Annotated in this window: 19 protein-coding genes; 9 read left to right on the top strand and 10 right to left on the bottom strand. The window is 41.5% G+C overall.

Features of this window, described 5'->3' with window-relative positions; genetic code table 11:
- Window positions 1-424 precede the first annotated feature (424 nt).
- Both pckA and C9I86_RS16290 read left to right on the top strand, forming a co-directional pair.
- Window positions 425-2,056, top strand: a complete 1,632-nt coding sequence (gene pckA, locus C9I86_RS16295) for a phosphoenolpyruvate carboxykinase (ATP) (RefSeq protein ID WP_080158867.1) — start codon at window positions 425-427, stop codon at window positions 2,054-2,056.
- 172 nt (window positions 2,057-2,228) lie between these two features.
- Entirely contained in the window at window positions 2,229-4,256 is a 2,028-nt protein-coding gene (locus tag C9I86_RS16290) for an AsmA family protein (protein ID WP_107276936.1), read from the top strand.
- On the opposite strand, the gene C9I86_RS16285 is transcribed toward C9I86_RS16290, so the two are convergent.
- Genes C9I86_RS16285 through C9I86_RS16275 form a run of 3 tightly spaced genes read right to left on the bottom strand, consistent with a single transcriptional unit; the run spans window position 4,163 to window position 6,526 of the window.
- Window positions 4,163-5,092, bottom strand: a complete 930-nt coding sequence (locus tag C9I86_RS16285; protein ID WP_107276935.1) for a bifunctional GNAT family N-acetyltransferase/hotdog fold thioesterase — start codon at window positions 5,090-5,092, stop codon at window positions 4,163-4,165. The two genes, C9I86_RS16290 and C9I86_RS16285, sit on opposite strands and share 94 nt — an antisense overlap.
- Window positions 5,093-5,152: 60 nt before the next feature.
- Window positions 5,153-5,590, bottom strand: coding sequence for a D-aminoacyl-tRNA deacylase (gene dtd, locus C9I86_RS16280; protein WP_080158864.1), 438 nt, complete (start codon window positions 5,588-5,590; stop codon window positions 5,153-5,155).
- A gap of 9 nt (window positions 5,591-5,599) precedes the next feature.
- Window positions 5,600-6,526, bottom strand: coding sequence for a virulence factor BrkB family protein (locus tag C9I86_RS16275; protein WP_107276934.1), 927 nt, complete (start codon window positions 6,524-6,526; stop codon window positions 5,600-5,602).
- Window positions 6,527-6,672: 146 nt separating this feature from the next.
- On the opposite strand from C9I86_RS16275, the gene C9I86_RS16270 reads away from it, so the two are divergent.
- Entirely contained in the window at window positions 6,673-7,311 is a 639-nt protein-coding gene (locus C9I86_RS16270) for a DUF2959 domain-containing protein (protein WP_080158862.1), read from the top strand.
- 166 nt (window positions 7,312-7,477) lie between these two features.
- On the opposite strand, the gene typA is transcribed toward C9I86_RS16270, so the two are convergent.
- Window positions 7,478-9,304, bottom strand: a complete 1,827-nt coding sequence (gene typA / locus C9I86_RS16265; protein WP_080158861.1) for a translational GTPase TypA — start codon at window positions 9,302-9,304, stop codon at window positions 7,478-7,480.
- 601 nt (window positions 9,305-9,905) lie between these two features.
- Between typA and glnA the strand changes: the two genes are divergently transcribed.
- The 5 genes from glnA to add all read left to right on the top strand — a co-directional run bounded on the left by glnA (window position 9,906) and on the right by add (window position 15,792).
- Complete coding sequence (glnA, locus tag C9I86_RS16260) at window positions 9,906-11,315, top strand: glutamate--ammonia ligase (RefSeq protein ID WP_080158860.1); 1,410 nt, start codon at window positions 9,906-9,908, stop codon at window positions 11,313-11,315.
- Between the two features lie 133 nt (window positions 11,316-11,448).
- A complete protein-coding gene (locus C9I86_RS16255; protein ID WP_107276933.1) occupies window positions 11,449-12,024 on the top strand; it encodes a DUF4124 domain-containing protein in 576 nt (191 codons plus the stop codon).
- A 134-nt stretch (window positions 12,025-12,158) separates the two neighbouring features.
- Complete coding sequence (gene glnL, locus C9I86_RS16250; protein ID WP_107276932.1) at window positions 12,159-13,217, top strand: nitrogen regulation protein NR(II); 1,059 nt, start codon at window positions 12,159-12,161, stop codon at window positions 13,215-13,217.
- 25 nt (window positions 13,218-13,242) lie between these two features.
- Window positions 13,243-14,655, top strand: a complete 1,413-nt coding sequence (gene glnG, locus C9I86_RS16245; protein ID WP_107276931.1) for a nitrogen regulation protein NR(I) — start codon at window positions 13,243-13,245, stop codon at window positions 14,653-14,655.
- A 132-nt stretch (window positions 14,656-14,787) separates the two neighbouring features.
- Complete coding sequence (gene add / locus C9I86_RS16240; protein WP_080158857.1) at window positions 14,788-15,792, top strand: adenosine deaminase; 1,005 nt, start codon at window positions 14,788-14,790, stop codon at window positions 15,790-15,792.
- Between the two features lie 106 nt (window positions 15,793-15,898).
- Here add and hemN read toward each other — a convergent pair whose 3' ends face one another.
- The 5 genes from hemN to C9I86_RS16215 form a co-directional block, all read right to left on the bottom strand.
- Complete coding sequence (gene hemN, locus C9I86_RS16235) at window positions 15,899-17,272, bottom strand: oxygen-independent coproporphyrinogen III oxidase (RefSeq protein WP_080158856.1); 1,374 nt, start codon at window positions 17,270-17,272, stop codon at window positions 15,899-15,901.
- A gap of 151 nt (window positions 17,273-17,423) precedes the next feature.
- Complete coding sequence (locus tag C9I86_RS16230; protein ID WP_080158855.1) at window positions 17,424-17,903, bottom strand: DUF2489 domain-containing protein; 480 nt, start codon at window positions 17,901-17,903, stop codon at window positions 17,424-17,426.
- A 3-nt stretch (window positions 17,904-17,906) separates the two neighbouring features.
- Window positions 17,907-18,455 carry a Der GTPase-activating protein YihI gene (gene yihI / locus C9I86_RS16225; RefSeq protein WP_107276930.1) on the bottom strand — a complete coding sequence of 183 codons (549 nt, stop codon included), beginning with the start codon at window positions 18,453-18,455 and terminating at the stop codon, window positions 17,907-17,909.
- Window positions 18,455-19,096 carry a class I SAM-dependent methyltransferase gene (locus C9I86_RS16220; protein WP_080158853.1) on the bottom strand — a complete coding sequence of 214 codons (642 nt, stop codon included), beginning with the start codon at window positions 19,094-19,096 and terminating at the stop codon, window positions 18,455-18,457. The genes yihI and C9I86_RS16220 overlap by 1 nt, the downstream gene beginning before the upstream one ends.
- Window positions 19,097-19,998: 902 nt before the next feature.
- Window positions 19,999-20,616 (bottom strand): cytochrome c, encoded by a 618-nt coding sequence (locus C9I86_RS16215; protein WP_107276929.1) that lies wholly within the window; start codon window positions 20,614-20,616, stop codon window positions 19,999-20,001.
- Window positions 20,617-20,772: 156 nt separating this feature from the next.
- Here C9I86_RS16215 and yihA point away from each other — a divergent pair, with 156 nt between their 5' ends.
- Window positions 20,773-21,441, top strand: a complete 669-nt coding sequence (gene yihA / locus C9I86_RS16210) for a ribosome biogenesis GTP-binding protein YihA/YsxC (protein ID WP_080158851.1) — start codon at window positions 20,773-20,775, stop codon at window positions 21,439-21,441.
- Between the two features lie 901 nt (window positions 21,442-22,342).
- Here the strand turns inward: yihA and polA are convergent.
- Window positions 22,343-25,114, bottom strand: coding sequence for a DNA polymerase I (gene polA / locus C9I86_RS16205; RefSeq protein ID WP_107276928.1), 2,772 nt, complete (start codon window positions 25,112-25,114; stop codon window positions 22,343-22,345).
- Between the last annotated feature and the right edge of the window lie 237 nt (window positions 25,115-25,351).

The raw sequence follows: 25,351 nt of genomic DNA, 5'->3' as shown, positions 1-25,351 counted from the left end.
CATGTATCTGTTCAAGTGCTTGTCTTAAAAACATAAAAAAATCCAAGTGCATTAAATACACTTGGATTTTTACACATCTACAGGATCGTTCAACTGATCATTTTGGGCTTAACTGATCAGCATTACGGCTAATAATGCCGGCTTTTTTTTATTGTTATTTTTAATCCTGTCATCGCCACACCGTATACGAGTTTACATTTCAACTTTATTTGTGCTTTTTTTGCAATCACGCAGCGTAAAAATTGACCACTATCACAACAAATAAAATTTAACATTTTAGCAAAATAAAACCCCTCGCGATCTCGACATTTTTACCTAAAATTAACAAAATGATGGTCGGTTTTTTGATGACCGTCCCTGATTTAGCGGTTTAGGGTTGTTAGCATGATTGACAGTTAAACAACATCTTACCCTAGGAGCACCAATGATCACTACTTGTGTCGATAATAAGGTTGCAAACAACATGGATTTATCCCAATACGGTATTACCAATGTTACAGATGTTATTCGTAACCCATCATACGAAGTTCTTTTCAATGAAGAAACCAAACCAGAACTTGAAGGTTACGAGCGCGGTATAGTTACTGAGCTGGGTGCTGTATCTGTTGATACAGGCATTTTTACAGGTCGTTCACCACAAGATAAATTTATTGTGCGTGATAACACTACCAAAGATACATTGTGGTGGTCAGATCAAGGTAAGAATGACAACAAAGCCCTTACTCAAACCGCGTGGCTAGATCTTAAAGAATTAGTCACCAACCAACTATCGAACAAGCGCCTTTTTGTTGTTGATGGTTATTGTGGTGCTAACCCTGATACTCGCCTTTGTATTCGCGTGATCACGGAAGTCGCATGGCAGGCACACTTTGTGAAAAACATGTTCATTCGTCCAACAGACGCTGAACTTGAAAATTTTGAACCTGATTTTGTGATCATGAATGGCTCAAAATGCACCAACCCTAAGTGGAAAGAACACGGCATGAACTCTGAAAACTTCACCGTTTTCAACCTTAGCGAAAAAATGCAGTTAATTGGTGGTACATGGTACGGCGGTGAGATGAAGAAAGGTATGTTCGCGATGATGAACTACTTTTTACCACTGCAAGGTATTGCATCGATGCACTGTTCAGCCAACATGAGCCAAGAAGGCGATGTGGCAGTATTCTTTGGTCTTTCAGGCACAGGTAAAACAACCCTATCAACCGATCCTAAACGCGCATTAATTGGTGATGATGAACATGGCTGGGATGATCACGGCGTATTTAACTTTGAAGGTGGTTGCTACGCAAAAACTATCAACCTATCAAAAGAAGCAGAACCTGATATCTACAATGCCATTCGTCGTGATGCCTTGTTAGAGAACGTTACTGTTCGTGGTAATGGTTCAATTGATTTTGACGATAACTCAAAAACTGAAAACACTCGTGTTTCGTACCCAATTTACCATATCGAAAATATCGTTAAGCCAGTATCAAAAGGCGGTCATGCCAATAAAGTGATCTTCTTATCAGCTGATGCTTTTGGTGTATTACCGCCAGTATCTAAATTGACACCAGAGCAAACAAAATACCACTTCCTTTCAGGTTTTACCGCTAAGTTAGCGGGTACTGAGCGTGGTATTACTGAACCAACACCAACGTTCTCTGCATGTTTTGGTAATGCATTCCTAACCCTACACCCAACTCAATATGCAGAAGTATTAGTTAAGCGTATGGAAGCTGCAGGCGCTGAAGCTTACTTAGTAAACACAGGTTGGAACGGCACAGGTAAACGTATTTCAATTCAAGATACACGTGCAATCATTGATGCAATCCTTGATGGCTCAATTGATGAAGCAAATACTAAGCAAATTCCAATCTTTAATCTAACGGTGCCAACATCATTACCAGGTGTTGATCCAACGATTCTTGATCCACGTGATACTTACACTGATCCACTGCAGTGGCAAAGCAAAGCTGAAGATTTAGCTAATCGCTTTATTACTAACTTTGATAAGTACACTGATACTCAAGAAGGCCAACAATTAGTCACAGCAGGCCCACAACTCGGTTAATTTCACTCCTCATTGGATTATCCGTTAACAGCCTCTTTTATTAGGGGCTGTTTTTTTATCACCATATTTCACATTAATGCCTCCGTCAAAGCACTTGCTAAAAAATGGTTTTTCGCCCACCCTCAACAAGCCTTTATATTGATTTGATGCCTTCCGCTTACAAGGAAAAATTATGCGACTGTTGAGCAAAGTAGTGCTTATTTTTATATTAATTGTCGTTGTGAGTTTGACCACTTTGATTGGGTTATTACATACACGTTATAATCAACCATTATTAAATTTTGCCCTCACACACCTATCACCTTACCAAGTGTTCGCTAAAAAGATTGATTACGATATTCGAACGCCTTATCAAATCACATTAGAACGAGCAGAAATCACCCAGCACCAACAGGTATTGCTTAACGCTGATAGCATTACATTATGGTTATCCAAATCCAGCCTTACTGACCATAAACCAGTCTTTGACGGTGTTCAGATTAATAATATTACCGCAGTTAACATGCCACTATTCAGTCAATCGTCACCCGTAACGGTTAAGCGCTTAATACTCAATAACACCAATATAAACACCCCTGAATTTAAGATTAAACACGGGGTAATTGAAATGGATAATTGGCAAACACCTCAACCAAATACACCGTGGTGGCAGAGCTTTAACGGCAGCTTTAAAATGAGCGCCACCAGCATCCAGTTGCACCAATTACAATTACAACAACTGCTACTCAATGCTGACAAACACGATCAACAATGGCAATTTAATGGTATTTCAGGTCTGTGGCACCAAGCGACGGTCACCGCCCAAGCTCAGCTAGATAATCACAGTCACAATTTAACGGTAGACCAACTCACTATCAGTCGCTTTCACCTACAAGACCAACAATTATTTGATACTTGGCGACAGCAACTTAGCCACCCCATCACAGGCTTAAAAACCATTACATTTAACCGTATCGATATAGTCAACAGTAGTATTGAGTTACCACAGTGGGGAGCCGATGATATTAATTTATCGTTGAAAAATTGGCAGTGGCCACTCACTTACTGGCAGCAAAAAGACAGTCGCTTATCGTTTAGTGCCGGCCATGCCCAATGGCAACAACTTAATTTTGAGCAACCATTAGCTGAATTACAATTTATGCCTCAGCAAATAATCAGCCACGGTATGTCAGCTCATATTATGCAAGGTTTTGTTCGTGTTGATGGCTGGATCGATCCACAGCAACTATTTATTAAGGATCTAAAAGCCAGTGGTATTAAATGGTTTGTAGGGAAGAATTGGCACCAGAAATGGCAACAATGGCAGCAGCAATACACCGATGTGATAGCAAAAAAAATCAACATTAATAATAGTCAAATCACCTCATCAACCTCTCATATTCCGTTTCAATTAGCGGGCATTGATATTGATGCACAAGACACGGTACTGAAACAAAATAATCAGTGGGGATTATGGCAAGGTTCTATTGAGGCTAACTTAGGCTTTGGCAGTATCAATCAAATTGTGATGAACCAAGCCATCGCGACCATGCACAGCAATGCAGGCCAATGGCAATTAGATAAATTGGTATTACCATTTAAACACGGCATGTTAAAAGCGCGCGCGCGAATGTCACTTGAAACACCGCACAGACCATGGCAATTAACCATGATGGGCGACACCATACCCGCCCAAATATTATACCGTTGGTTAGCATTACCGCTTCCACTAACAGGGGCAATCGACACCCAAATAAAACTCAACGGTCACGCCAGTAGTTGGCGTGATTTTAATACGCATTTAACAGGTAGTGCTAATATTGCCTTGCGTCAATTGGCATTAGATAACATCACCCCTCAACAATTATTAACCCAATGGCAGCAATCGAATATTACCGTCGAGAGTCAATCAGCAACAACGCCTACTGTCGCATCACCGCTACAACTCACAACGCCGCCACTGACAATAACGGCACAAGATGGCACCATCCAATTATCGCCATTAACCATTACTGGTGATAATTTTGGATTAAACATGGCGGGGCAATGGAATCTTGTCAATTCCCAACAGCAGCGACTTCAACTGACATTAACCACGGGCTGTCAGCAACTGATCCGTTCATGGCATCAAGGCGTATCAAGTTCAACGGTTGATTCATTGTGTACAGGTAACACTAAATACGTTCCTGTAAAAGTGGATGAAACCGTTTTGCCACATTGAACATTAACATCAACCGTGATCCGTCCTTTGCGCTGTTGAGTGATACGATCAAAATCACCACGTAAATGCTCAAGGGTGGTGACCGCGATTGGACGCTCAGTGACTGGGGCAGAGTAACGAATGTGGCTATCAACTAAAATAATATTACCTTGTAAGCCTCGTTCTTTAAGCAACAACCAAATAAAGCCCCAGCCCGCTAAGGTTGCCATGGTAAAAATACTGCCAGCAAACATAAATTCATTGGGATTAATATTGGCATTGAACAACGCGCTAACTTCAAATCGATAACCGGTGTATTGGTTAATTTTAATCCCCATTTTGTCACTAATCGGTATCTGGCTTTGCCATAATGATTGTAGTTCCTGACACCATTGAGGCTGACGAGCAACATCTGTCAACGGTGACAGTGGTTTCACCATTTGCTGATGCCGCATTGGACCACTCTCATCATTTAACTCACCACGACTCTCAAAACCATTTTTAATATAAAAGGGAATAGCCGCTTCACGGGCATTACACACTAACCGTTTAGCGCCGTCATAACGTGCTAGCGATTCCAGTGCCATTAACACCATTCCACCTAGCCCGTGGTGTTGTACCGCCGTATCAACTGCCATATAACGCACTTGCCCTTCATTATCTGGCGTAATATACAAACGTCCAATTGCCACCACGTTGTCATCATTATCAACTAACATTCGATGTGCACTGACATCATCATAAGCATCACGCTCTGATCCCAACGGCATTTGCCATGGTTGACGTAGCATTTGCCAACGAAAATGATAATAACGTGCAAACTGTTGTTCGGTTTGCGGAGTGACTAATCGAAACATGCATTCCCTCTCTTCTCAATTGTCTACAGCCATTAAAAGCGTAAATTCACAACCCTAGGTTTAAACCTGCAACCAAAACGTTACCGGTCCATCATTAACTAATGCCACCTTCATATCGGCGCCAAACACGCCCGTTTCAGTTACAATTGGCTGTGCCTTACATTGTTCGACAAAATATTGGTACAAGCGTTCAGCTTCAATCGGCGCAGCTCCTGTCGAAAATCCAGGACGCATACCTTTTTTAGTCTCTGCCGCCAACGTAAATTGTGATACCACCAGCACGCTACCTTGCGCCTGCTGAACATTAAGATTCATTTTATCGTCAGCATCACTGAAGATACGATAACCCAACACTTTGTCCCGCAGTTTTTGGGCTTTGGTTTCATCATCACCTTTTTCAACCCCTAATAGCACCAACAAACCAGAGCCAATAGCACCCGTTACTGTGCCATCAACAGTCACTGAGGCTTCACTTACCCGTTGAATTAACGCAATCATTGTTGTTCCTTAATCTTCATTATAATCATGGTCACGGCTGGTCACTGCAGTCGTTGGCGGTAATTGTGATTGAGATTGAGTAACATCCCAAAAACCACGTTCACCTAAACTTGCGGTGATCTCTGCTCCCAATAATACGATACACCAACACAAATACACCCATACAAACAAAATAGGGATCACCGACAATGCGCCATAAATCATTTGGTAGGAATGAAAATGTGCTAAATAAATCACAAACCCTTTTTTACTCAACTCAAACAAGACACTACTACATAACGCCCCTAGCAACGCATGTTTAAATAGCACCTTACAATTAGGCACTAGCGCATAGAGCAATAAAAAAGCCAAACCAGACATCATTGACGGTAGCCATTGCAATGACTGCTGCACCACACCATGCAATGCTTGATGTTCAAACAAGACCAACGAGCCAACATAGGAACTCAATGCAATACTTGAGCCCAAAAGAATCGGGCCTAAAGTGAGGATCATCCAATAAACCGCCAATGATATAATCCAACGCCGTTTTTTCTTCACCCGCCAAATATAATTTAACGACTTATCAATTGAAGAAATCAACATCATTGCAACCACAAATAAGGCCCCGATACCAACCACGGTCATTTTGCCGGCATTAACAATAAATTCATTAAGATAAGTGGTCACAACCGCACTGGCGGCTGGTACAAAATGTGTAATAACAAACTGCTGTATTTGATTACCAACACCAGCAAAAGCGGGCACCACCGACAATGCCGAAATTATCACGGTTAATAACGGTACTAATGACAGTAAGCTCACATAAGCCATTGATCCTGCAATTACAGTTAAACGGTCATGATTTACACGCTGGATTAAATAGCTGAAATATTCCATTATTCGCGGCAATCGCTGCCACAATGCAAATTTCACAGGTTGTTTTTTGTCAGCCATAATAGAGAATTCTACCTATACGTTATCAAATACAGCCATGTTATCGTGACACGCTGTAACTGTAGTTTATCTATTGGAATCGTTGCGTTAGCACTCAGTGGTAATGTGATTTTTGTTATTTTTCATCTTTCACCAAGGAGCAAAACATGCCCTATTTTATTGCACTTTTTCTAAGTGTTAGCCTACTTTCAGGCTGTCAAACAGCTTACTACTCAGCCATGGAAAAAGTCGGGGTTTATAAACGCGATATCATGGTTGATCGGGTTGAAGATGCCAATCAAGCGCAACAGAACGCTCAAAAACAATTTACCAGCGCCCTTGATGGCCTAAAAGCACTCAATCAATTTGATGGTGGCGATCTTGAATCGGCTTATCAAGATATTGATAGCCAATATCAAAGCAGTGAAGCCGCGGTTAAAAATGTTAATGATCGTATTGCCGCCATTGAAGATGTCGCCAACGCTATGTTTGAAGAATGGCAGCAAGAACTGTCATTGTATAAAAGTGCCAACCTTAAACGTGATAGCCAACGTAAATTACAAACGACAAAAGTATCTTACAATAAAATGCTATCTGCGATGAAACGCGCTGAGAAGAAAATGGAGCCTGTTTTAGACACTTTACGTGATAACACCCTATATCTTAAGCATAACCTCAATGCGGCAGCAATAGGCTCACTTCAAGGGCAGTTTAATGCATTACAAACCGAAATCTCTGGTGCTATTCGTGATATGAACAGTGCCATTGCAGAATCAAATCGTTTTATTGGTCACTTGAAAAAGTAATCAGCACAATTGCGATACTATAACCATAAAAAAGAGCTAATCATGTTAGCTCTTTTTTTGTTTAAATATTTTTTGTCCCAAGAATATTTTCATACTCCAGATACAACAATCCCCCGCTTGTCGCCAAGCGAGGGATTGTATTAGTAATCGTTCAGATTAGCGGTAATTACTTACCACGACCTGCGCGCTTACGATCGTTTTCAGTAAGAAGTTTCTTACGGATACGAATGCTTTCTGGTGTTACTTCTACTAGCTCGTCATCATCGATGAATTCTAGAGCTTGCTCAAGAGTGTACTTGATAGCAGGAGAAAGCGTTTGTGCTTCATCTGTACCAGATGCACGAACGTTTGTTAGCTGCTTACCACGTAGACAGTTGATAGTTAGATCGTTTGCACGGTTATGAATACCGATGATCTGACCTTCATATACTTCGTCACCGTGCTCAGAGAACAGACGGCCACGCTCTTGTAGGTTGAATAGCGAGTAAGTTACCGCTTTACCAGTACCGTTAGAGATCAATACGCCGTTAGCACGTTGACCGATAGTACCGCCCTTGTGAGGACCGTAGTGATCAAACGTATGGTAGATAAGACCAGAACCAGAAGTCATTGTTAGGAATTCTGTTTGGAAACCGATAAGACCACGAGAAGGCATCATGAAGTCCATGCGAACACGGCCTTTACCATCTGGTGCCATATCTTTTAGTTCACCCTTACGGATACCGATTTTCTCCATTACACTACCTTGATGCTCTTCAACCACATCGATAGTTACAACTTCAAACGGTTCCATTAGCTTACCATCTTCTTCTTTGATGATAACTTCTGGGCGAGATACTGCTAGCTCGTAACCTTCACGACGCATGTTTTCAATCAGGATAGATAGGTGAAGTTCACCACGGCCTGAAACACGGAAACGGTCTGGGCTATCAGTCTCTTCAACGCGCAATGCTACGTTGTGTACTAATTCTTTTTGTAGACGCTCAAGGATGTTACGTGAAGTAACAAACTTACCTTCTTTACCAGCAAACGGAGAAGTGTTTACTTGGAAAGTCATGGTTACAGTTGGTTCATCAACAGACAATGCTGGTAATGCTTCAACAGTGTTTACGTCACAGATAGTGTCAGAAATCTTAAGCTCGCCAAGACCAGTGATTGCAATGATGTCACCCGCTTTCGCTTCAGTAACTTCATGACGCTCAAGACCTAGGTAACCAAGAACTGTACCTACTTTACCGTTACGCTTAGCACCGTCAGCACCAATGATAGTTACTTGTTGGTTTGCAGCAACAGTACCACGAGCAATACGAGCAACACCGATAACACCAACGTAAGAGCTGTAATCTAGTTGAGAGATTTGCATCTGTAGTGGACCGTCAACGTCAACACAAGGAGCTGCAACGTTATCAACGATAGCTTGGAACAATGGTTCCATATCTTCGCCAGTTACGCCTTCTTCCATAGTTGCCCAACCGTTTAGCGCAGAAGCGTAAACTGTTGTGAAGTCTAGTTGCTCGTCAGTTGCGCCTAGGTTGTCAAATAGGTCAAAGATTTGATCCATAACCCACTCAGGACGTGCACCAGGACGGTCAATCTTGTTGATTACAACGATTGGCTTAAGACCGTATGCAAACGCTTTTTGCGTTACGAAACGTGTTTGAGGCATTGGGCCATCAACCGCGTCAACGATCAGTAATACAGAGTCAACCATAGACATGATACGCTCAACTTCACCACCGAAGTCTGCGTGTCCAGGGGTGTCTACGATATTGATGCGGTAGTCATTCCAATTAATTGCTGTGTTCTTAGCAAGAATGGTAATGCCACGCTCTTTTTCGATATCGTTAGAATCCATCACACGTTCTTCGGCTTCGCCGCGACCCTCTAACGTGCCAGATTGCTGTAGAAGTTTATCAACCAGGGTAGTTTTACCGTGGTCAACGTGAGCAATAATTGCGATATTTCTTAAGTTATCGATCAGTTGATTAGACATTAGTTTCACATTCACTCAGAACATGCAGCGTCTTAATAGAGGCTACTTGATTAAAAAAACGGCTCATAATTTAACAGATTTTACTCCAAAACCCACGAAATATGTGATTTATATCACCAGCTTTTTTCGCAACTTCCTCTAGAGCCGCATTTTTACTCACTTTTTTGGCTATTTTTATTTTTCTTAACCCTCATATTGATACGATAAATTAGTCTAAAACCAATCAAAAATGCGATCTTGATCACTTTTTAGTTACAGCTTAATGACGATTATTTAGCAATAAAAATACCTAATTATCTCTGGGTTGATTGACAATATTTGCCCTCATCACCATAGTAGTGGAACTATTAAATGGCGAAGTATATTGGTCAATATTGTATCACTTTCAATATGCACCATTGTTGCACCAAACCGGTGCAAACGCTCACCATAATAGTGCAAACCAGGAGAGGAAAAAGTCACCTAATTGCCTTAAACACGCATTATTAGGGGCTTTTAAAAGTTGGCATGGTTTTCGCTTTAATACTTTTAGATTTGCTCATCACAGTATGAGCACAAAGTTTGCGGCCATCGCCCTAAATAACACCGGAGGTTACTCAAGATGTCAGTTGAAAACGTATTAGCACTGATCCAGGAAAATGAAGTTAAGTTTATTGACCTACGTTTTACCGATACCAAAGGTAAAGAACAGCACATTTCTATTCCATCTCATCAAATCGATGCTGATTTTTTTGAAGAAGGTAAAATGTTTGATGGCTCTTCTGTAGCTGGCTGGAAAGGCATTAATGAATCAGACATGGTAATGATGCCTGATGCAGCAAGTGCGGTACTTGACCCATTTACTGAAGACGCAACCCTAAATATTCGTTGTGATATTCTTGAGCCAGCAACAATGCAAGGCTACGATCGTGACCCTCGCTCAATCGCTAAACGTGCAGAAGAATTCATGCGTTCAGCAGGTTTTGCTGACAATGTTTTAGTCGGACCTGAACCAGAATTCTTCCTCTTTGATGACGTTCGATTTAATACTGATATGTCAGGCTCATTCTTTAAGATTGACGACATTGAAGCAGCATGGAACAGCGGCACTAAAATTGAAGGCGGTAACAAAGGTCACCGTCCAGGCGTTAAAGGCGGTTATTTCCCAGTAGCTCCTGTTGATTCATCACAAGACATTCGCTCTGCAATGTGTTTGATCATGGAAGAAATGGGATTGGTTGTTGAAGCTCACCACCATGAAGTCGCGACCGCAGGTCAAAACGAGATCGCAACCCGTTTCAATACCTTAACCAATAAAGCTGATGAAATTCAGATTTATAAGTATGTTGTTCATAACGTGGCACACGCGTTTGGTAAAACAGCAACCTTTATGCCTAAACCACTGGTTGGTGATAATGGCTCAGGTATGCACGTTCACATGTCACTGGCTAAAGATGGTGTTAACCTATTTGCAGGTGATAAGTACGGCGGCCTATCTGAAATGGCATTGTTCTACATCGGCGGTATCATTAAGCACGCACGTGCAATCAACGCCTTTGCTAACCCTGCTACGAACTCATACAAGCGTCTAGTCCCTGGCTACGAAGCACCTGTTATGTTGGCTTACTCTGCACGTAACCGTTCTGCATCAATCCGTATTCCAGTCGTACCAAGTCCAAAAGCACGTCGTATCGAAGTACGCTTTGGTGATCCAGCAGCGAACCCATACCTAGCCTTTGCAGCAATGCTAATGGCTGGCCTTGATGGTATCGCTAACAAGATCCACCCAGGCGAAGCAATGGATAAAGACCTTTACGACTTACCAGCAGAAGAAGCGGCAGAGATTCCAAAAGTAGCTGAGTCACTACAAGGTGCACTACAAGCGCTTGACGAAGACCGTGAATTCTTAACCTCTGGTGGCGTATTCTCTAACGACTTTATTGATTCTTACATCGCCCTAAAAGAGCAAGATGTAGAGAAAATCAATATGGCAGTACACCCATTAGAATTTGAACTTTACTACTCTGTTTAAGTAATACATTTAAACTGAACAGTGAAGATTTAGGCCTGCCTCACACGCAGGCCTTTTTGATCTTGCTCCCATAACAAAAGCGGCAACAATAAAGGACTTATTGACCATCAAGGTCTTGCTGGAGAGTTAACGGATGAAACTCATTAATCTGGTATCTATGCTGTTATTTACAACAGCTGCGAGTACCGCCGTAGCAACAACAATTTATTCTTGGACTGATGATAATGGTGTAGTCCATTTTAGTGATACTCCCGGAACTCCCCAAGCCAGTACAGTTGAACTTTCCGTCACTGAAGTACAACCCAGCATGCAATCAACGTCAATCAACATGACTCAAGCAGACAATGTCGAACTAATATCAATTGCTACCGATATTGAACCTCCACTTCCTGCCGCTACCATTAGCCTGCTAGCCCCAGTACATCAGCAAACCATTCGCAGTAATGACGGTGATATTAAAGTGCGAGCAGTCAGTAACCGTAAGCTTAATAAACACTTGCAAGCACAGCTAGTGATAGATGGTAAAGCGTATGCCGGGTCTCAAACCGACTTAACTTGGCTATTGACCAATATCGATCGAGGCAGTCATCAAATTCAAATCCAATTACTTAAAAATGGCAAGATCCTTGCTTCATCTGAAAGTATTACGGTTTATTTACATCGCGTATCACAGGCACGTCCTAAAAATAGTCCAATTCAACCTCGTTAACGCCTATTTACAATAAATCCTGCCTGTTCGCTGTTAAACCGAGTACACTGACATGCACCATTTTGGTGCATCAGCTAACGGCGACGGGTGTGCATCTGCACCAACGATCTTTTGCTTAGCTATCGATAAGGATAATGATTGTGAATACCAGCTTTACACCCATAATTCTCGACAATTTAGTCACCGCCATTGTGCTACTTGATGAAGCGTTAGTGATTCGTTACGTCAATCCTGCAGCTGAACAATTATTATCGTCCAGTAAGCGGCGCTTAATCGATTCACCATTAGCTAAATTATTGCAATACAGCTCACTCGATCTTGAGCAAGTCAAAGCAACCCTTCACAGCGGTCAAGGACTCGCAGATAGCGATGTTACGTTTGTGATAGATGGTCAACGGCACTTATTGGGAGCAAATGCCAGTCCCATCTCATGGCAAAAACAGCTGCTGATTCTCTTAGAATTAAAACCGATTGATCAACAACGTCGTATTAGCCAAGAGTTAAATCAACATGCGCAACAACAAGCGGCTAAAGAATTAGTGCGAGGCTTGGCCCATGAAATAAAAAATCCGCTCGGGGGTTTACGTGGGGCTGCACAATTACTTGAAAAAACCTTACCCGATAAAAGCTATCACGAATATACCCAAATGATCATTGAGCAAGCGGATCGGTTACGCAATTTAGTCGATCGCTTGTTAGGCCCGCAACGACCGGGAATTCGCAAAACCGACAATATTCATTTAGTGCTAGAAAAAGTGCGTCAACTCGTCAATCTCGAAACTGATGACACGATCAATATTGAACGTGATTACGACCCAAGTTTACCCGACATCAATATGGATGCTGAACAACTGGAACAAGCATTATTAAATATTGTTAGTAACGCAGCATTAGCGTTGAAAGGTCAAAGGGGCGGTACCATTAAATTAAAAACCCGCACTGCGCATCAAAGTTTAATTCAAGGGGTACGCCACCGTGTTACCGCCACCATTGAAATCATCGACAATGGCCCAGGTATTCCCGCCGATATTCAAGACACCTTATTTTATCCCATGGTGACTGGCCGCGAAGGTGGAACGGGGTTAGGTCTATCCATCGCTCGAAATTTGATCGATCAGCATCAAGGAAAAATTGAAGTCTTTAGCTGGCCGGGGCATACAAATTTCACTATTCATTTACCGATTAAGTCATAACACTGACAACCATAGGAATTTTATTATGAGCAAAGGATTAATCTGGGTTGTTGATGATGACAGCTCCATTCGTTGGGTATTAGAACGCACCCTCATCAATGCCGGTATGAAATGCGAAACGTTTGCTGATGCTGATAGCGTATTGGCCGCATTAGAGCGCAGTGTACCCGACGTATTAGTGTCTGATATTAAAATGCCTGGCACTGATGGATTTACATTACTAAAACAACTTCAGCAAGATTACGTCACTCTCCCAGTGATTATTATGACGGCACATTCTGATCTTGATGCCGCAGTTAATGCTTATCAACGCGGTGCGTTTGAGTACCTGCCCAAACCATTTGATATTGATGAAGCCGTCACCTTAGTTGAGCGCGCCCTCAGCCATAGCCAAGAGCAAAAACGTCAGCAACAACCAACGATAGAACCAAAACAGGTTCCCGAAATCATTGGTGAAGCACCAGCGATGCAAGAGGTGTTTCGTGCGATAGGACGCTTATCTCGCTCATCCATTTCAGTGCTCATTAATGGCGAATCTGGCACAGGTAAAGAATTAGTTGCCCATGCATTGCATCGTCACAGCCCACGCAGTAATAACGCATTTATTGCGCTCAATATGGCTGCGATACCTAAAGACTTAATCGAATCAGAACTGTTTGGTCACGAAAAAGGGGCTTTTACCGGCGCCAATAGTGTTCGCCAAGGTCGGTTTGAACAAGCCAATGACGGCACTTTGTTTCTCGATGAAATTGGTGATATGCCATTGGACATTCAAACACGATTACTCCGTGTATTAGCTGATGGGCAATTTTATCGCGTTGGTGGACATGCACCAGTTAAGGTCAATGTACGTATTATTGCGGCCACACACCAACATCTAGAACAACTGGTTGCCGCTGGTGATTTTCGTGAAGACCTCTTTCACCGTCTAAATGTGATTCGAGTTCATTTGCCATCACTCAAAGATCGTCGCCAAGATATTCCTCAACTGGCACACCACTTTTTACAACGTGCCGCTGATGAACTCAGCGTCGAAGTAAAATCACTGCACCCACAAACCGCAGAAAAGCTAACCCAACTACCGTGGCCGGGTAATGTGCGTCAATTAGAAAATATCTGTCGTTGGCTCACTGTCATGGCCAGTGGTAATGAAATATTGCCATCAGATTTACCGCTAGAAATCACCGAGACAACAGTTACCACCAGTGCCGATACAGAACCTCAACACTGGCATCAAGGCTTAGAACGATGGGCGCAACATGCTTTGCAGCAAGGCGAAACTGACTTATTAGCAGAAGCACTGCCACAGTTTGAAAAAATTCTGCTGGAAACAGCTTTACAGCACACTCATGGTCATAAACAAGAAGCGGCAAAATTACTCGGTTGGGGCCGAAATACCCTCACCCGCAAACTGAAAGAATTACACATTCATGATTAAAATTTATGATAACAGTACGATCTGACGGTGGTATCAATTTGCACCAATGCACATTTATCTGCAACAGTGGTGAATGTCATTTAGTGATTGCGTATACTTAGGTCACCATTATCTTTGGAAAGTATAATAATCATGATAAACAAAGATCTTCCACTAACGGATATTCACCGCCACCTTGATGGCAATATTCGTCCCCAAACTATCTTAGAACTTGGTCAGCAATTTAATATTGCCCTGCCAGCAACAGAAATTGAAGCCTTGCGCCCACACGTGCAAATTGTTGAAGCGGAACCAAGTTTAGTTGCCTTCTTAAGTAAATTAGATTGGGGTGTAGCGGTATTAGGTGATTTAGAGGCATGTCGTCGTGTTGCTTACGAGAACGTTGAAGACGCACTTAATGCTCAAATTGATTACGCTGAATTACGTTTCTCACCGTACTATATGGCGATGAAACACAACCTGCCGATTGCTGGTGTTGTAGCAGCTGTTGCGGATGGTGTTGCCGCAGGTTGCCGTGACTTTGGTATTAAAGCGAACCTGATTGGTATCATGAGCCGTACTTTTGGTACTCAAGCTTGCCAACAAGAACTTGATGCTCTGCTTAGCCACAAAGACCAATTAGTTGCGATTGACCTTGCAGGTGATGAACTTGGCCAACCCGGCACTCAGTTTATCTCGCACTTTAAACAAGTACGTGATGCAGGATTACAAATCACGGTGCATGCGGGTGAAGCAGCTGGGCCTGAAAGTATGTGGCAAGCAATCAATGAGCTTGGCGCTGTCCGTATTGGTCACGGTGTCAAAGCGGTTAACGATCCTAAATTAATGGATTACCTTGCTGAACATCGCATTGGTATTGAATCTTGCATTACTTCTAATATTCAAACCAGTACTGTAGCAGACATTACTCAACACCCTGTTAAAGCTTTCCTTGAGCACGGCATTTTAGCTTGCTTAAATACCGATGATCCTGCGGTTGAAGGCATTGAATTACCATATGAATATGAAGTTGCTGCGCCAAAAGTTGGCTTAAGCGGCGCTCAAATTCGTCAAGCGCAAATCAATGGACTAGAACTAGCATTCTTATCTGCGACAGAAAAGCAGGCGCTACGTGATATTGCCAGTAAACGTGGCTAATCATAACAAGTGATAATAATACTGCGCTAACGACCAATGATACACATAACAAAACGCCTCGGTTTCACGTGAAACCGAGGCGTTTTTTATAGCACATGAGTAAGGCTTAAATCACACGTGAGAATTGCTGTTGACGAGCGCGAACACGTAAATATTTATCAAAACACATACAAATGTTACGAATCAATAAACGGCCTTTTAACTCAACATAAATAATATTGTCACCCACAGTCACTAATTCATCATTAATGAATGTCTGCAATAATTGTAAGTCTTCGCTAAAGTAGCTATCAAAATCAATATTGAATTCAGTTTCAATCGCTCGTTTATCTAACTGGAAATTACAAATGAGTGCTTTGATGACTTCACGACGTAACAAGTCATCCGCGTCTAAGGTTACCCCTTTCCACAATGCCGTTTGCTGCTCTGCCATTTGACTATAATACAACTTCAACTCTTTTTGGTTCTGCGCATAACAATCACCAATCATTGAAATAGCAGAAACCCCCATACCCAACAAGTCACAATCACCTTGAGTGGTGTAGCCTTGGAAGTTACGGTGCAAAATACCATCACGCTGCGCAACAGCTAACTCATCATTTGGTAGTGCAAAGTGATCCATGCCAATGAACTGATACCCGGCCCCCGTTAACGTTGCAATCGTATCTTGTAAAATCGCTAATTTTTCTGTCGCTGACGGTAACTGATCTTCATGAATTTTACGTTGGGCTGCAAACAAAGTCGGCATATGGGCATAGTTAAACACCGATAATCGCCCAGGCTTCATGGTTAATACTTGCTGCAATGTCTCAGCAAATAATGCTTGAGTTTGTAATGGTAAGCCATAAATTAAATCGAGGTTAGTTGAGCGATAACCTAATTCACGTGCACGCTCTACCATCGCAAAAATAAAATCTTCATCCTGCTCACGGTTAACTAACTTCTGTACATCTTTGTTAAAATCTTGCACTCCGATACTTAAACGGTTGAAGCCTTCACTGCGAAGGTGATCAAGAATACTCAATTCAATTTCACGAGGGTCAACTTCAATACTGATTTCAGCATCAGCATCAAAATTAAATGCACTGCGTAGTGCTGTCATTAACCGAGTAATTTGAGTTGCTGTTAAAAATGTGGGCGTACCACCACCAAAATGTAACTGGCTAACATGACGATCGCCAAGCAAAGTCGCACGTTGCTTAATTTCTTGCTCAAGCACATCTAAATATTGATCGGCTTTGTGCTGATGGCGAGTAATGATTTTATTACAGCCACAGTAATAACAAAGCTTATGACAAAAGGGAATATGGATATAAAGCGATAGTTTACGATCAGGATATTGCTGACATGCCATCTCAAATTCAGTAGAAGTAAATGCTTGATTAAATTCTAGTGCGGTCGGGTAAGAAGTATAACGCGGGCCTGAATAATTATATTTTTCAATCAGGGCCTGATCCCAAATAATCTGCTCATTTGACATGACATTGTTCCAATGTGTGAATGTAGAATAACTAGAGTGTGTCACCATTTGGTGAAAAGTAAAACCCATCCCTTCCCTGCTGCTCAATTTACACTCTGAACAAAAACAAACACCGCCAATAAATGGCGGTGTTAATAATAACGATGACGAGTTAAACCTTAGTTGACAGGATGGCATCCAATTCAAGTTTAATCTCAGCTTGTAGACGGGACTCCGCTTTCATGCGTTCAAGATCGAGTCGCATTCGGCTTTGTTTTTCTATTAGCTGGCGCGCATCGCCTCGCGGCATATCTTTAACCACTTGGTACAAGTCGGTTAAGGCCGGATACGTTGCGGCAAAATCAACTTGTTTATCTGCTTGCAACACTTCCATTAATTTATATAACCGAATCGCGGCTTCAGACATATCACATTGTTCTTGTTTACATGCCATTGCGATAATAAAGACGCTTTCTAATATATTGTCGTTTCTAGCTTTGATTGCTTCAGCTTGTTGCTCAGCAGCACGTGCCAAAAACAATTTATGCCGTTGTTGCTGTTTATAAAGCTTAGCTAATAACAATCCAGCGTAAAGTGCTAATCCAGCAACAATGACGCCACCAATAACAAATAGAAGTGTGATTCCCTGCAACGGTTACTCCTTATCGAAATTATCAAAATCCATATTTTCAAATTGCGCTAATAAATCATCATCTGAACGAGGTTTAGATTTAGCACTTTTTGCAACAGGCGCTGATGCTTCTTCTTCAACATCATCTAATAAACCAAGTTGCTTCATTAGACGTTCAATACGGTCTAACTTAAGATCAACTTGTTTTTGTAGGCCAGAACCTAATTTTTCACCAGCATCAATTCGATCGAGTAATACCATCAATTGTGCATCATTTTCTAGCATCGCAAGTTCTTGCTCAGCAGATAAACGACGTTGCTGTTTTGTTTGGGGCTTTTTAGGCTCAACAATTAGCGGAACTAATTTTTTACTACCTAAACGTGGATCTTTTTTCTGACCACCATGCTGTTTATTATCTTCAACAGCAGAATGACGACTTCCTGATTTTAAGCCTTTACGTTTTTTCGCTTTTTGGCGTTCACGTGTCTCAACATCAACTTTACTATTTGATTTCTCACGGTATACAGCAGGGCCTTCTGAACCTACGGTGCGCGCTCTTTTCTTACGGGTCATTACTGGGGTTTCCTCAGCAAAATCACATCATTTCCAACAAACTCAACTTCAAGACCATCTCGTTGCGCTAAAAAGCAAAACGTATCATGACTAAAAAAGCTAACATGGGTTGGGTCGTTCTTATAGTACCAATGCCCAAAGGCATCAGTGTCGGTTACTAGTTTGGTCATGATCCCAAGCCAACCGCCGGGTTTGACTAAACGTAGCAACAGCCCCCATTCCTTCGCAGGCTGATAAAAATGCTCGATTGCTTCTGTGCAAGTAACAAAATCATACTGACCGTCTAATGCCGCGGGTTGTGCCGCAAAATAGGGATCGTAGATTGTCATAGTATACCCCATTTCAGCCAACATCACTGACAAGGTCGGCCCTGGACCGCTACCAAAATCCAACCCCAATAACGGTGGTGATGGTAATCGAGTCACAAGTGGCGTTGCTAATCGCCCTAAAAATTGTCGATAACTTGCATCATCAGGGTTATTCCGATGTTGATCATAAACAGATTTTTCTTGGAACGACGTTAAATGAGTTGTTGGATCGGCATAAATTAATGCACAGTGTAAACAACGAAAATAATCACGTTTAGTGTCTGCCACCAACCAGCGATTATCTTTACTCTTACAAAGTGGACATCTATCCATTGTCTTCTCCACAACGACTGAATGTTGACGAACAGCAGCAGCGGTGCAAAATCGAGCGGGCTATTCTATACCCAATTGCGGTTAAGATGTAGTTCTGCTGACAAATTGTTCAATTTATTCGGCTATTTTATCGAAACTAAAAGTAAAATATCACATCCAAATCATAATAATAACCATCACTTACCACGAAATTTGGACGAAAAAAAAAGCGACAGGTCTGCACCTATCGCTCTATGGGGTAAGCTATGAGCTTATAATTCTGTCTAGTCTTTCCGTAACCAGCAAGCAACGTCCCGGTTTAACAAATATCCATTTATTATAATTGCTATCCATGCCAATATCGTTCGTCACTATCCTAGTGATTTTTCGCGTCCATTTATACCCATCCATGGCTTCACAACTCATCCTAAGTTGGCGATCCCTATCGCAATGTTACGCTCCAATAACTATACCACCATCCTTATGCGATACATCATCCTGATGTACCTGAGCTATATTATAATAGCTACGCTCTTTCCTTGAGTGTCTACCTTGACAATCCTTACGCATCCCGCGTCTACCCTGGTCTCCTGACCAGACTTCCTGTGATTCCTTTAAGCGTCACTGCTTAAGCTATCCTAGCGCTTCCTTCCTGTGTCACACTCCTTGTCGACAGGGAGTAATTTACCTGAAGCCATCATTAAAACAATGTATCAAGATCACACTTTTTAATCTGCAATTGTCGTCAGTAAACAAGTCTCTGTTCTATAAAACAAAAAAATAATCGACTACAAATCAAATCATTATAACCTCCCTTTGCAATGGTCGATCTCTTACAACCCTACAGGCGAATCCACCGTTACTAAAATATTAATAAACAGTAATATTAAGCAACGTTTGTCATCATAAGGATCATTTTACTTCTAATGTAAACCACCAACGTAAGCGGAGAGTGCTGAAATCTCATCATCACTGAGCTTAACAGCCACCAAGCGCATCATGGCATTGAGGTCGTTATTACGTGCACTGGAGCGAAATGCTTGTAACTGTAATTGAGTATATTGTGCATTTTGGCCCGAAATTTTGGGAAAACCCGATAAACTGGTGCCATTACCGCGTGGGCCATGACAACTGATACACGCGGCAATACCCCGCTCAGGATCACCAAAACGGTATAAAGGCTCAGCTATCGCAATGACATTTTTAGGGGTGGTATTGCCAGAAAGAGGTAGAGAGGAAAAATAAGCACTAAGATCAGCCATATCGGTAGCGGAGAGTGCAGCAGCCATACCCGCCATAACCGCATTACTACGACCTTGAGCGCCACTGCTGGTCACTGCTAATTTATAATCAGCAAGTTGCTTCGCTAAATAATCAGCATGTTGACCTGCTAACTTCGGGTATTGACCTATTGTTGCATTACCGTCACTACCATGGCATGCAACACAGGTGGTAGCTTTTAATTTACCCGCATCGACATCGCCTTGTGCCCAAGCAGAATAACTTGCCACAAGGGTAAATATTAAAACTAATTTTTTCATGACATTCCATTTATAATTATAGAGCTTCCGTACCACAAGTAATGCTCAGTGACATGGTATACAATACGACCATAAACCAAACACGGTTTAATATATCTTAGACAATTTCACAAAAAAGCGCTTTTTTTACAACATAAGCGCTTGACGGAGTTAACAGTGAATCAACCTCTCAACTATAGAAATACCAGTTTTATCACAAGTGCACCGGATATTCGTCACTTGCCACAAGATGCCGGCGTTGAGATCGCATTTGCTGGTCGCTCCAATGCGGGTAAATCAAGTGCACTAAATCGCCTAACCGATCAAAAAGGTTTGGCTCGTACTTCCAAAACCCCTGGCCGTACTCAATTAATCAACATGTTTGAAGTCATTGGCGGCTGTAACTTGATTGACTTACCTGGCTACGGTTTTGCTCAAGTACCACTTGAACTCAAACTGAAATGGCAAAAAGCATTAGGTGAATACCTACAACGCCGTGAATGTTTACAAGGTTTAGTGGTTCTGATGGATATTCGTCACCCAATGAAAGATCTTGATCAGCAAATGATTAATTGGGCGATTGAAAGCAGTTTGCCAGTCTTAGTATTGCTAACTAAAGCTGACAAATTAAAAAGCGGTGCGCGTAAAGCACAAGTATTAAAAATCCGTGAAATGTCGAAAGAATTTGGCGGTAACGTTCAGGTTGAAGCTTTCTCTTCATTGAAAGGGATTGGCGTTGATCAAGTTCGTCGTAAACTTGATGAATGGTATGCACCAGAACTAGAACGTCAACGTGTACTGGCCGCTGACGATAGTGATGTTTTTAATCTACCCTCTGCAGAATAAAACCATTACACAATGCAATAAATAACATCTAGCCCCATCATTTTTGGTGGGGTTAATGGTGAACATTTCACTCGATAAAACTCATGATCACCGCTTGCAGTACATCATCTTAAAAGACATCTATCGTCGTACTCCTAACACTCCCCCGATTAAATTCTGCTAATCCAATTGATGACAACACATTATTTTAGACAAAAAACAAGTTTGCTAATTGTTAATAATTTAATCTTTTTGTGGAATAAAATTACATCATTGGTTGTTTAAAAAAAAACCAAAAAAAAAGCCATTCTCAATGTCGAGAATGGCTATTCCATGTCTTTGTTTGTCGGCTAGTGATCATCACTAACCCACAAAACCAAATATGAACAAGAAGCTGTGACTATTATAGCCTGCCCATTTTAAATTTAAAGTATTTGCTCTAAAAAATGCGCTAACAAATACAAATCAGCCTCAAAGATAGATCAACCAACCAAAAATAAGTGAGGCTTATCATAAAAAACCAGCAATCTTGTCACTTTAGTGTAAAAAACAAACACAAATAAGCCGCGATAAACATCGAGATAGAAATAATAAAACAGGAAATTAATGCGAGAATATCGCTATAGCGCAGATAAATTTGATGTTGGCACCATAAAAAACGCCCCAGTCCAATAAATAGACTGGGGCAGCTGAATCAGCCAAATCCAATAACGTGAAACAAAAGGTCTGAAAGATAGAACATCTTACCTCTGTACCCTACGTCATCAACTGTATATCAATTGCTCAGTTTTTGGAAGTCTTTGTTGTAGTTTTTTTTCATAATATTGTAAGTAATTTTTACATAAGTGTTGTTAATTTTAACAAAAAAATAGCCAATCTTACGATCAGCTATAATTTTATAATCAAGATACAACCTGATTAATTAGTGAGCTTGATCCCAGTTATCGCCACAACCTGCATCGGCAATTAATGGTACGGCTAAGGTTGCCGCTTGCTCCATTAACTCGCGTACTTTAGCGGTAACGCTGTCTAATACTGAGGCTTCTACTTCAAACACCAATTCATCGTGTACTTGCATTAACAAACTAACTTGCTCTTGTGGTTGCTGTTGTACCCATTCATCAACCGCAATCATGGCTAATTTAATAATATCAGCCGCAGTACCTTGCATTGGGGCGTTAATCGCTGCGCGTTCAGCAGCTTTACGACGTAAGCCATTACGCGCTTTAATATCAGGAAGATACAAACGACGACCAAATAGAGTTTCAACATAACCTAACTCAGCCGCACTATTACGGGTACTTTCCATGTATTCTAAAACGCCAGGGTAGCGTTCAAAATACACATTCATATAATCTTGTGCTTCATTACGACCCATATCAAGTTGCTTGGCTAAACCAAATGCACTCATGCCGTAAATCAGTCCGAAGTTGATCGCTTTTGCACGTCGACGTTGTTCGGTACTCACATCATCAATCGCTAATCCTAAAATTTCCGCCGCCGTTGCTGCGTGAATATCTTTACCATGACGGAATGCATCCAATAATGCTGGATCACCAGAAAGATGCGCCATAATACGCAATTCAATTTGAGAGTAGTCGACAGCAAGAATTTTATAGCCCGGTTTGGCAACAAACGCTTGACGAATACGACGTCCTTCTTGATTACGAACCGGAATATTTTGCAGGTTCGGCTCACTTGAAGACAAGCGTCCCGTTACGGTTCCAGATTGGTGATAAGACGTGTGAACTCGACCTGTTGCTACATTCACCATTTTGGGCAATTTATCAGTATAAGTGGATTTTAGTTTTGCTAAGCCACGGTATTCTAATAATAATTTTGGTAATGGGTAATCTAAAGCAAGTTCTTGTAGCACTTCTTCATTGGTCGATGGTGTGCCTGATGGAGTTTTTTTAATAACTGGTAAAGCCATTTTCTCAAACAAGATTGCTTGTAATTGCTTAGGAGAACTTAAATTAAATTCTTCACCTGCTAATTCGTAAGCCAGTTTTTCAATTTCATCTAACCTTTGTGCCAACTCGATAGATTGCGCGCCTAACAAAGCACTATCAATATAAACACCAGTACGTTCCATACGAGATAAAACAGGGACTAACGGCATTTCAATCGTTTCAAACACTTTATTCAGCTTTTCATCAGCGGCAACTTTTGGATATAACGCATGGTGAAGGCGTAACGTAATATCAGCATCTTCAGCAGCATAAGGACCCGCCTGCTCAAGATCGATTTGGTTAAAGGTCAATTGCTTTTTACCTTTACCCGCAATCTCTTCAAAACTGATATTTTTATGCTCAAGATAACGCAGCGCAAGACTGTCCATATCATGGCGACCGACAACGCTGTTATAAACATAAGATTCAAGCATGGTATCAAATTTAATACCCTGCATATCAATGCCATATCGCGCAACAATGCTGGCATCAAATTTTAAATTCTGACCGACTTTAGCTAAAGTCTTATCTTCTAATAATGGTTTTAATTGTGCTAACACCCAATCACGATCAAGTTGCGCTGGCGCATCTAAATAATCGTGAGCCACAGGGACATAAGCCGCTTTACCTTCTTCTACCGCAAATGAAACCCCAATTAAATTGGCTGTCATGTAATCAAGACCATCGGTTTCAGTATCAAACGCAAATACGTCGGCATTTTTTAACTGGGCTACCCAGTTATTAAAACTTACTTCATCAAGTACGGTTTCATAACCACTACGATCAATGGTTGGTGCAACAACTTTTGGCTCAGTTGTGGTGGTTGCGGCACTTTCATCAGCAACAATACGACCATCACTGCCATCCAACATTTCAGTTAGCCAGCGACGGAACTGTAATTTACCAAATAATTCAGTCAGTGCGTCAGTGTCTGGTACGCCTTTGCATAATTGTTCAGGGGCAAGTTCTAATTCAACATCCAGCTTAATAGTCGCTAATTTATACGACATGTAAGCCGCTTCTTTATTATCAAGCAGCTTTTTAGCCATGGTTTTTGAGCCACGAAAGCCTAGCGGCGCAATATCATCAAGATTGGCATACAAAGTATCTAAGCCACCAAGACCTTGCAATAATGCTGTCGCCGTTTTTTCACCGACACCAGGAACGCCAGGAATATTATCAACCTTATCCCCCATTAACGCTAAGTAATCGATAATCAGCTCAGGGCCAATACCAAATTTGTCCTTAACGCCAGCGGCATCCATCACTACATCCGTCATGGTATTGATCAAAGTAACATGTTGATCAACCAGTTGCGCCATGTCTTTATCACCAGTACTGATCAATACCGGCATTCCTTGTTTAGAAGCCTGAGTTGCCAACGTACCGATCACATCATCCGCTTCAACGCCAGAGATCGCGATCAACGGCAATCCCATCGCCTTGATCACTGCATGTAATGGTTCAATCTGACCGCGAAGATCATCCGGCATCGGTGGGCGATTAGCTTTATATTCAGGGTATATATCATCACGGAATGTCTTACCTTTAGCATCAAAGATAACCGCAATACGATCAGTTGAAAACTGACGTAACATGCTGCGTAACATATTAACCACACCATAAATTGCACCTGTTGGCTCACCGTCTGAATTAGTGAAATTGGGTGCGGCATGGTAAGCGCGATAAAGGTAAGAGGATCCATCAATAAGGATCAATGGATTTTCAGGAATCGTAGCCATAGGGTTATTCTTATATCCGAGCGAAAGTAGTTCAGGTTAGGTCTATTATCGACCAATTTTATCCCTACACCACAGAAAAAATGCAATATTTACTAGAATGCCATGCTCAACCGCAACTGTTAACTGCTGTTTTGTGTTATTCGTCCATTTTCTGTGGATAACTTTGTTAGTATTTAATTTACTCCAGTTGATCGTTTTTTATCTGAAAATAAAAATTACTCATGATTGTATTTATTT

The organism is Photobacterium sp. NCIMB 13483 (genome assembly GCF_003025475.1).
GTDB classification, from domain to species: Bacteria; Pseudomonadota; Gammaproteobacteria; order Enterobacterales; family Vibrionaceae; genus Photobacterium; species Photobacterium piscicola.
The sequence above is the reverse complement of the archived record's forward strand: the minus strand, read 5'-3'. Positions and strand labels throughout refer to the sequence as shown.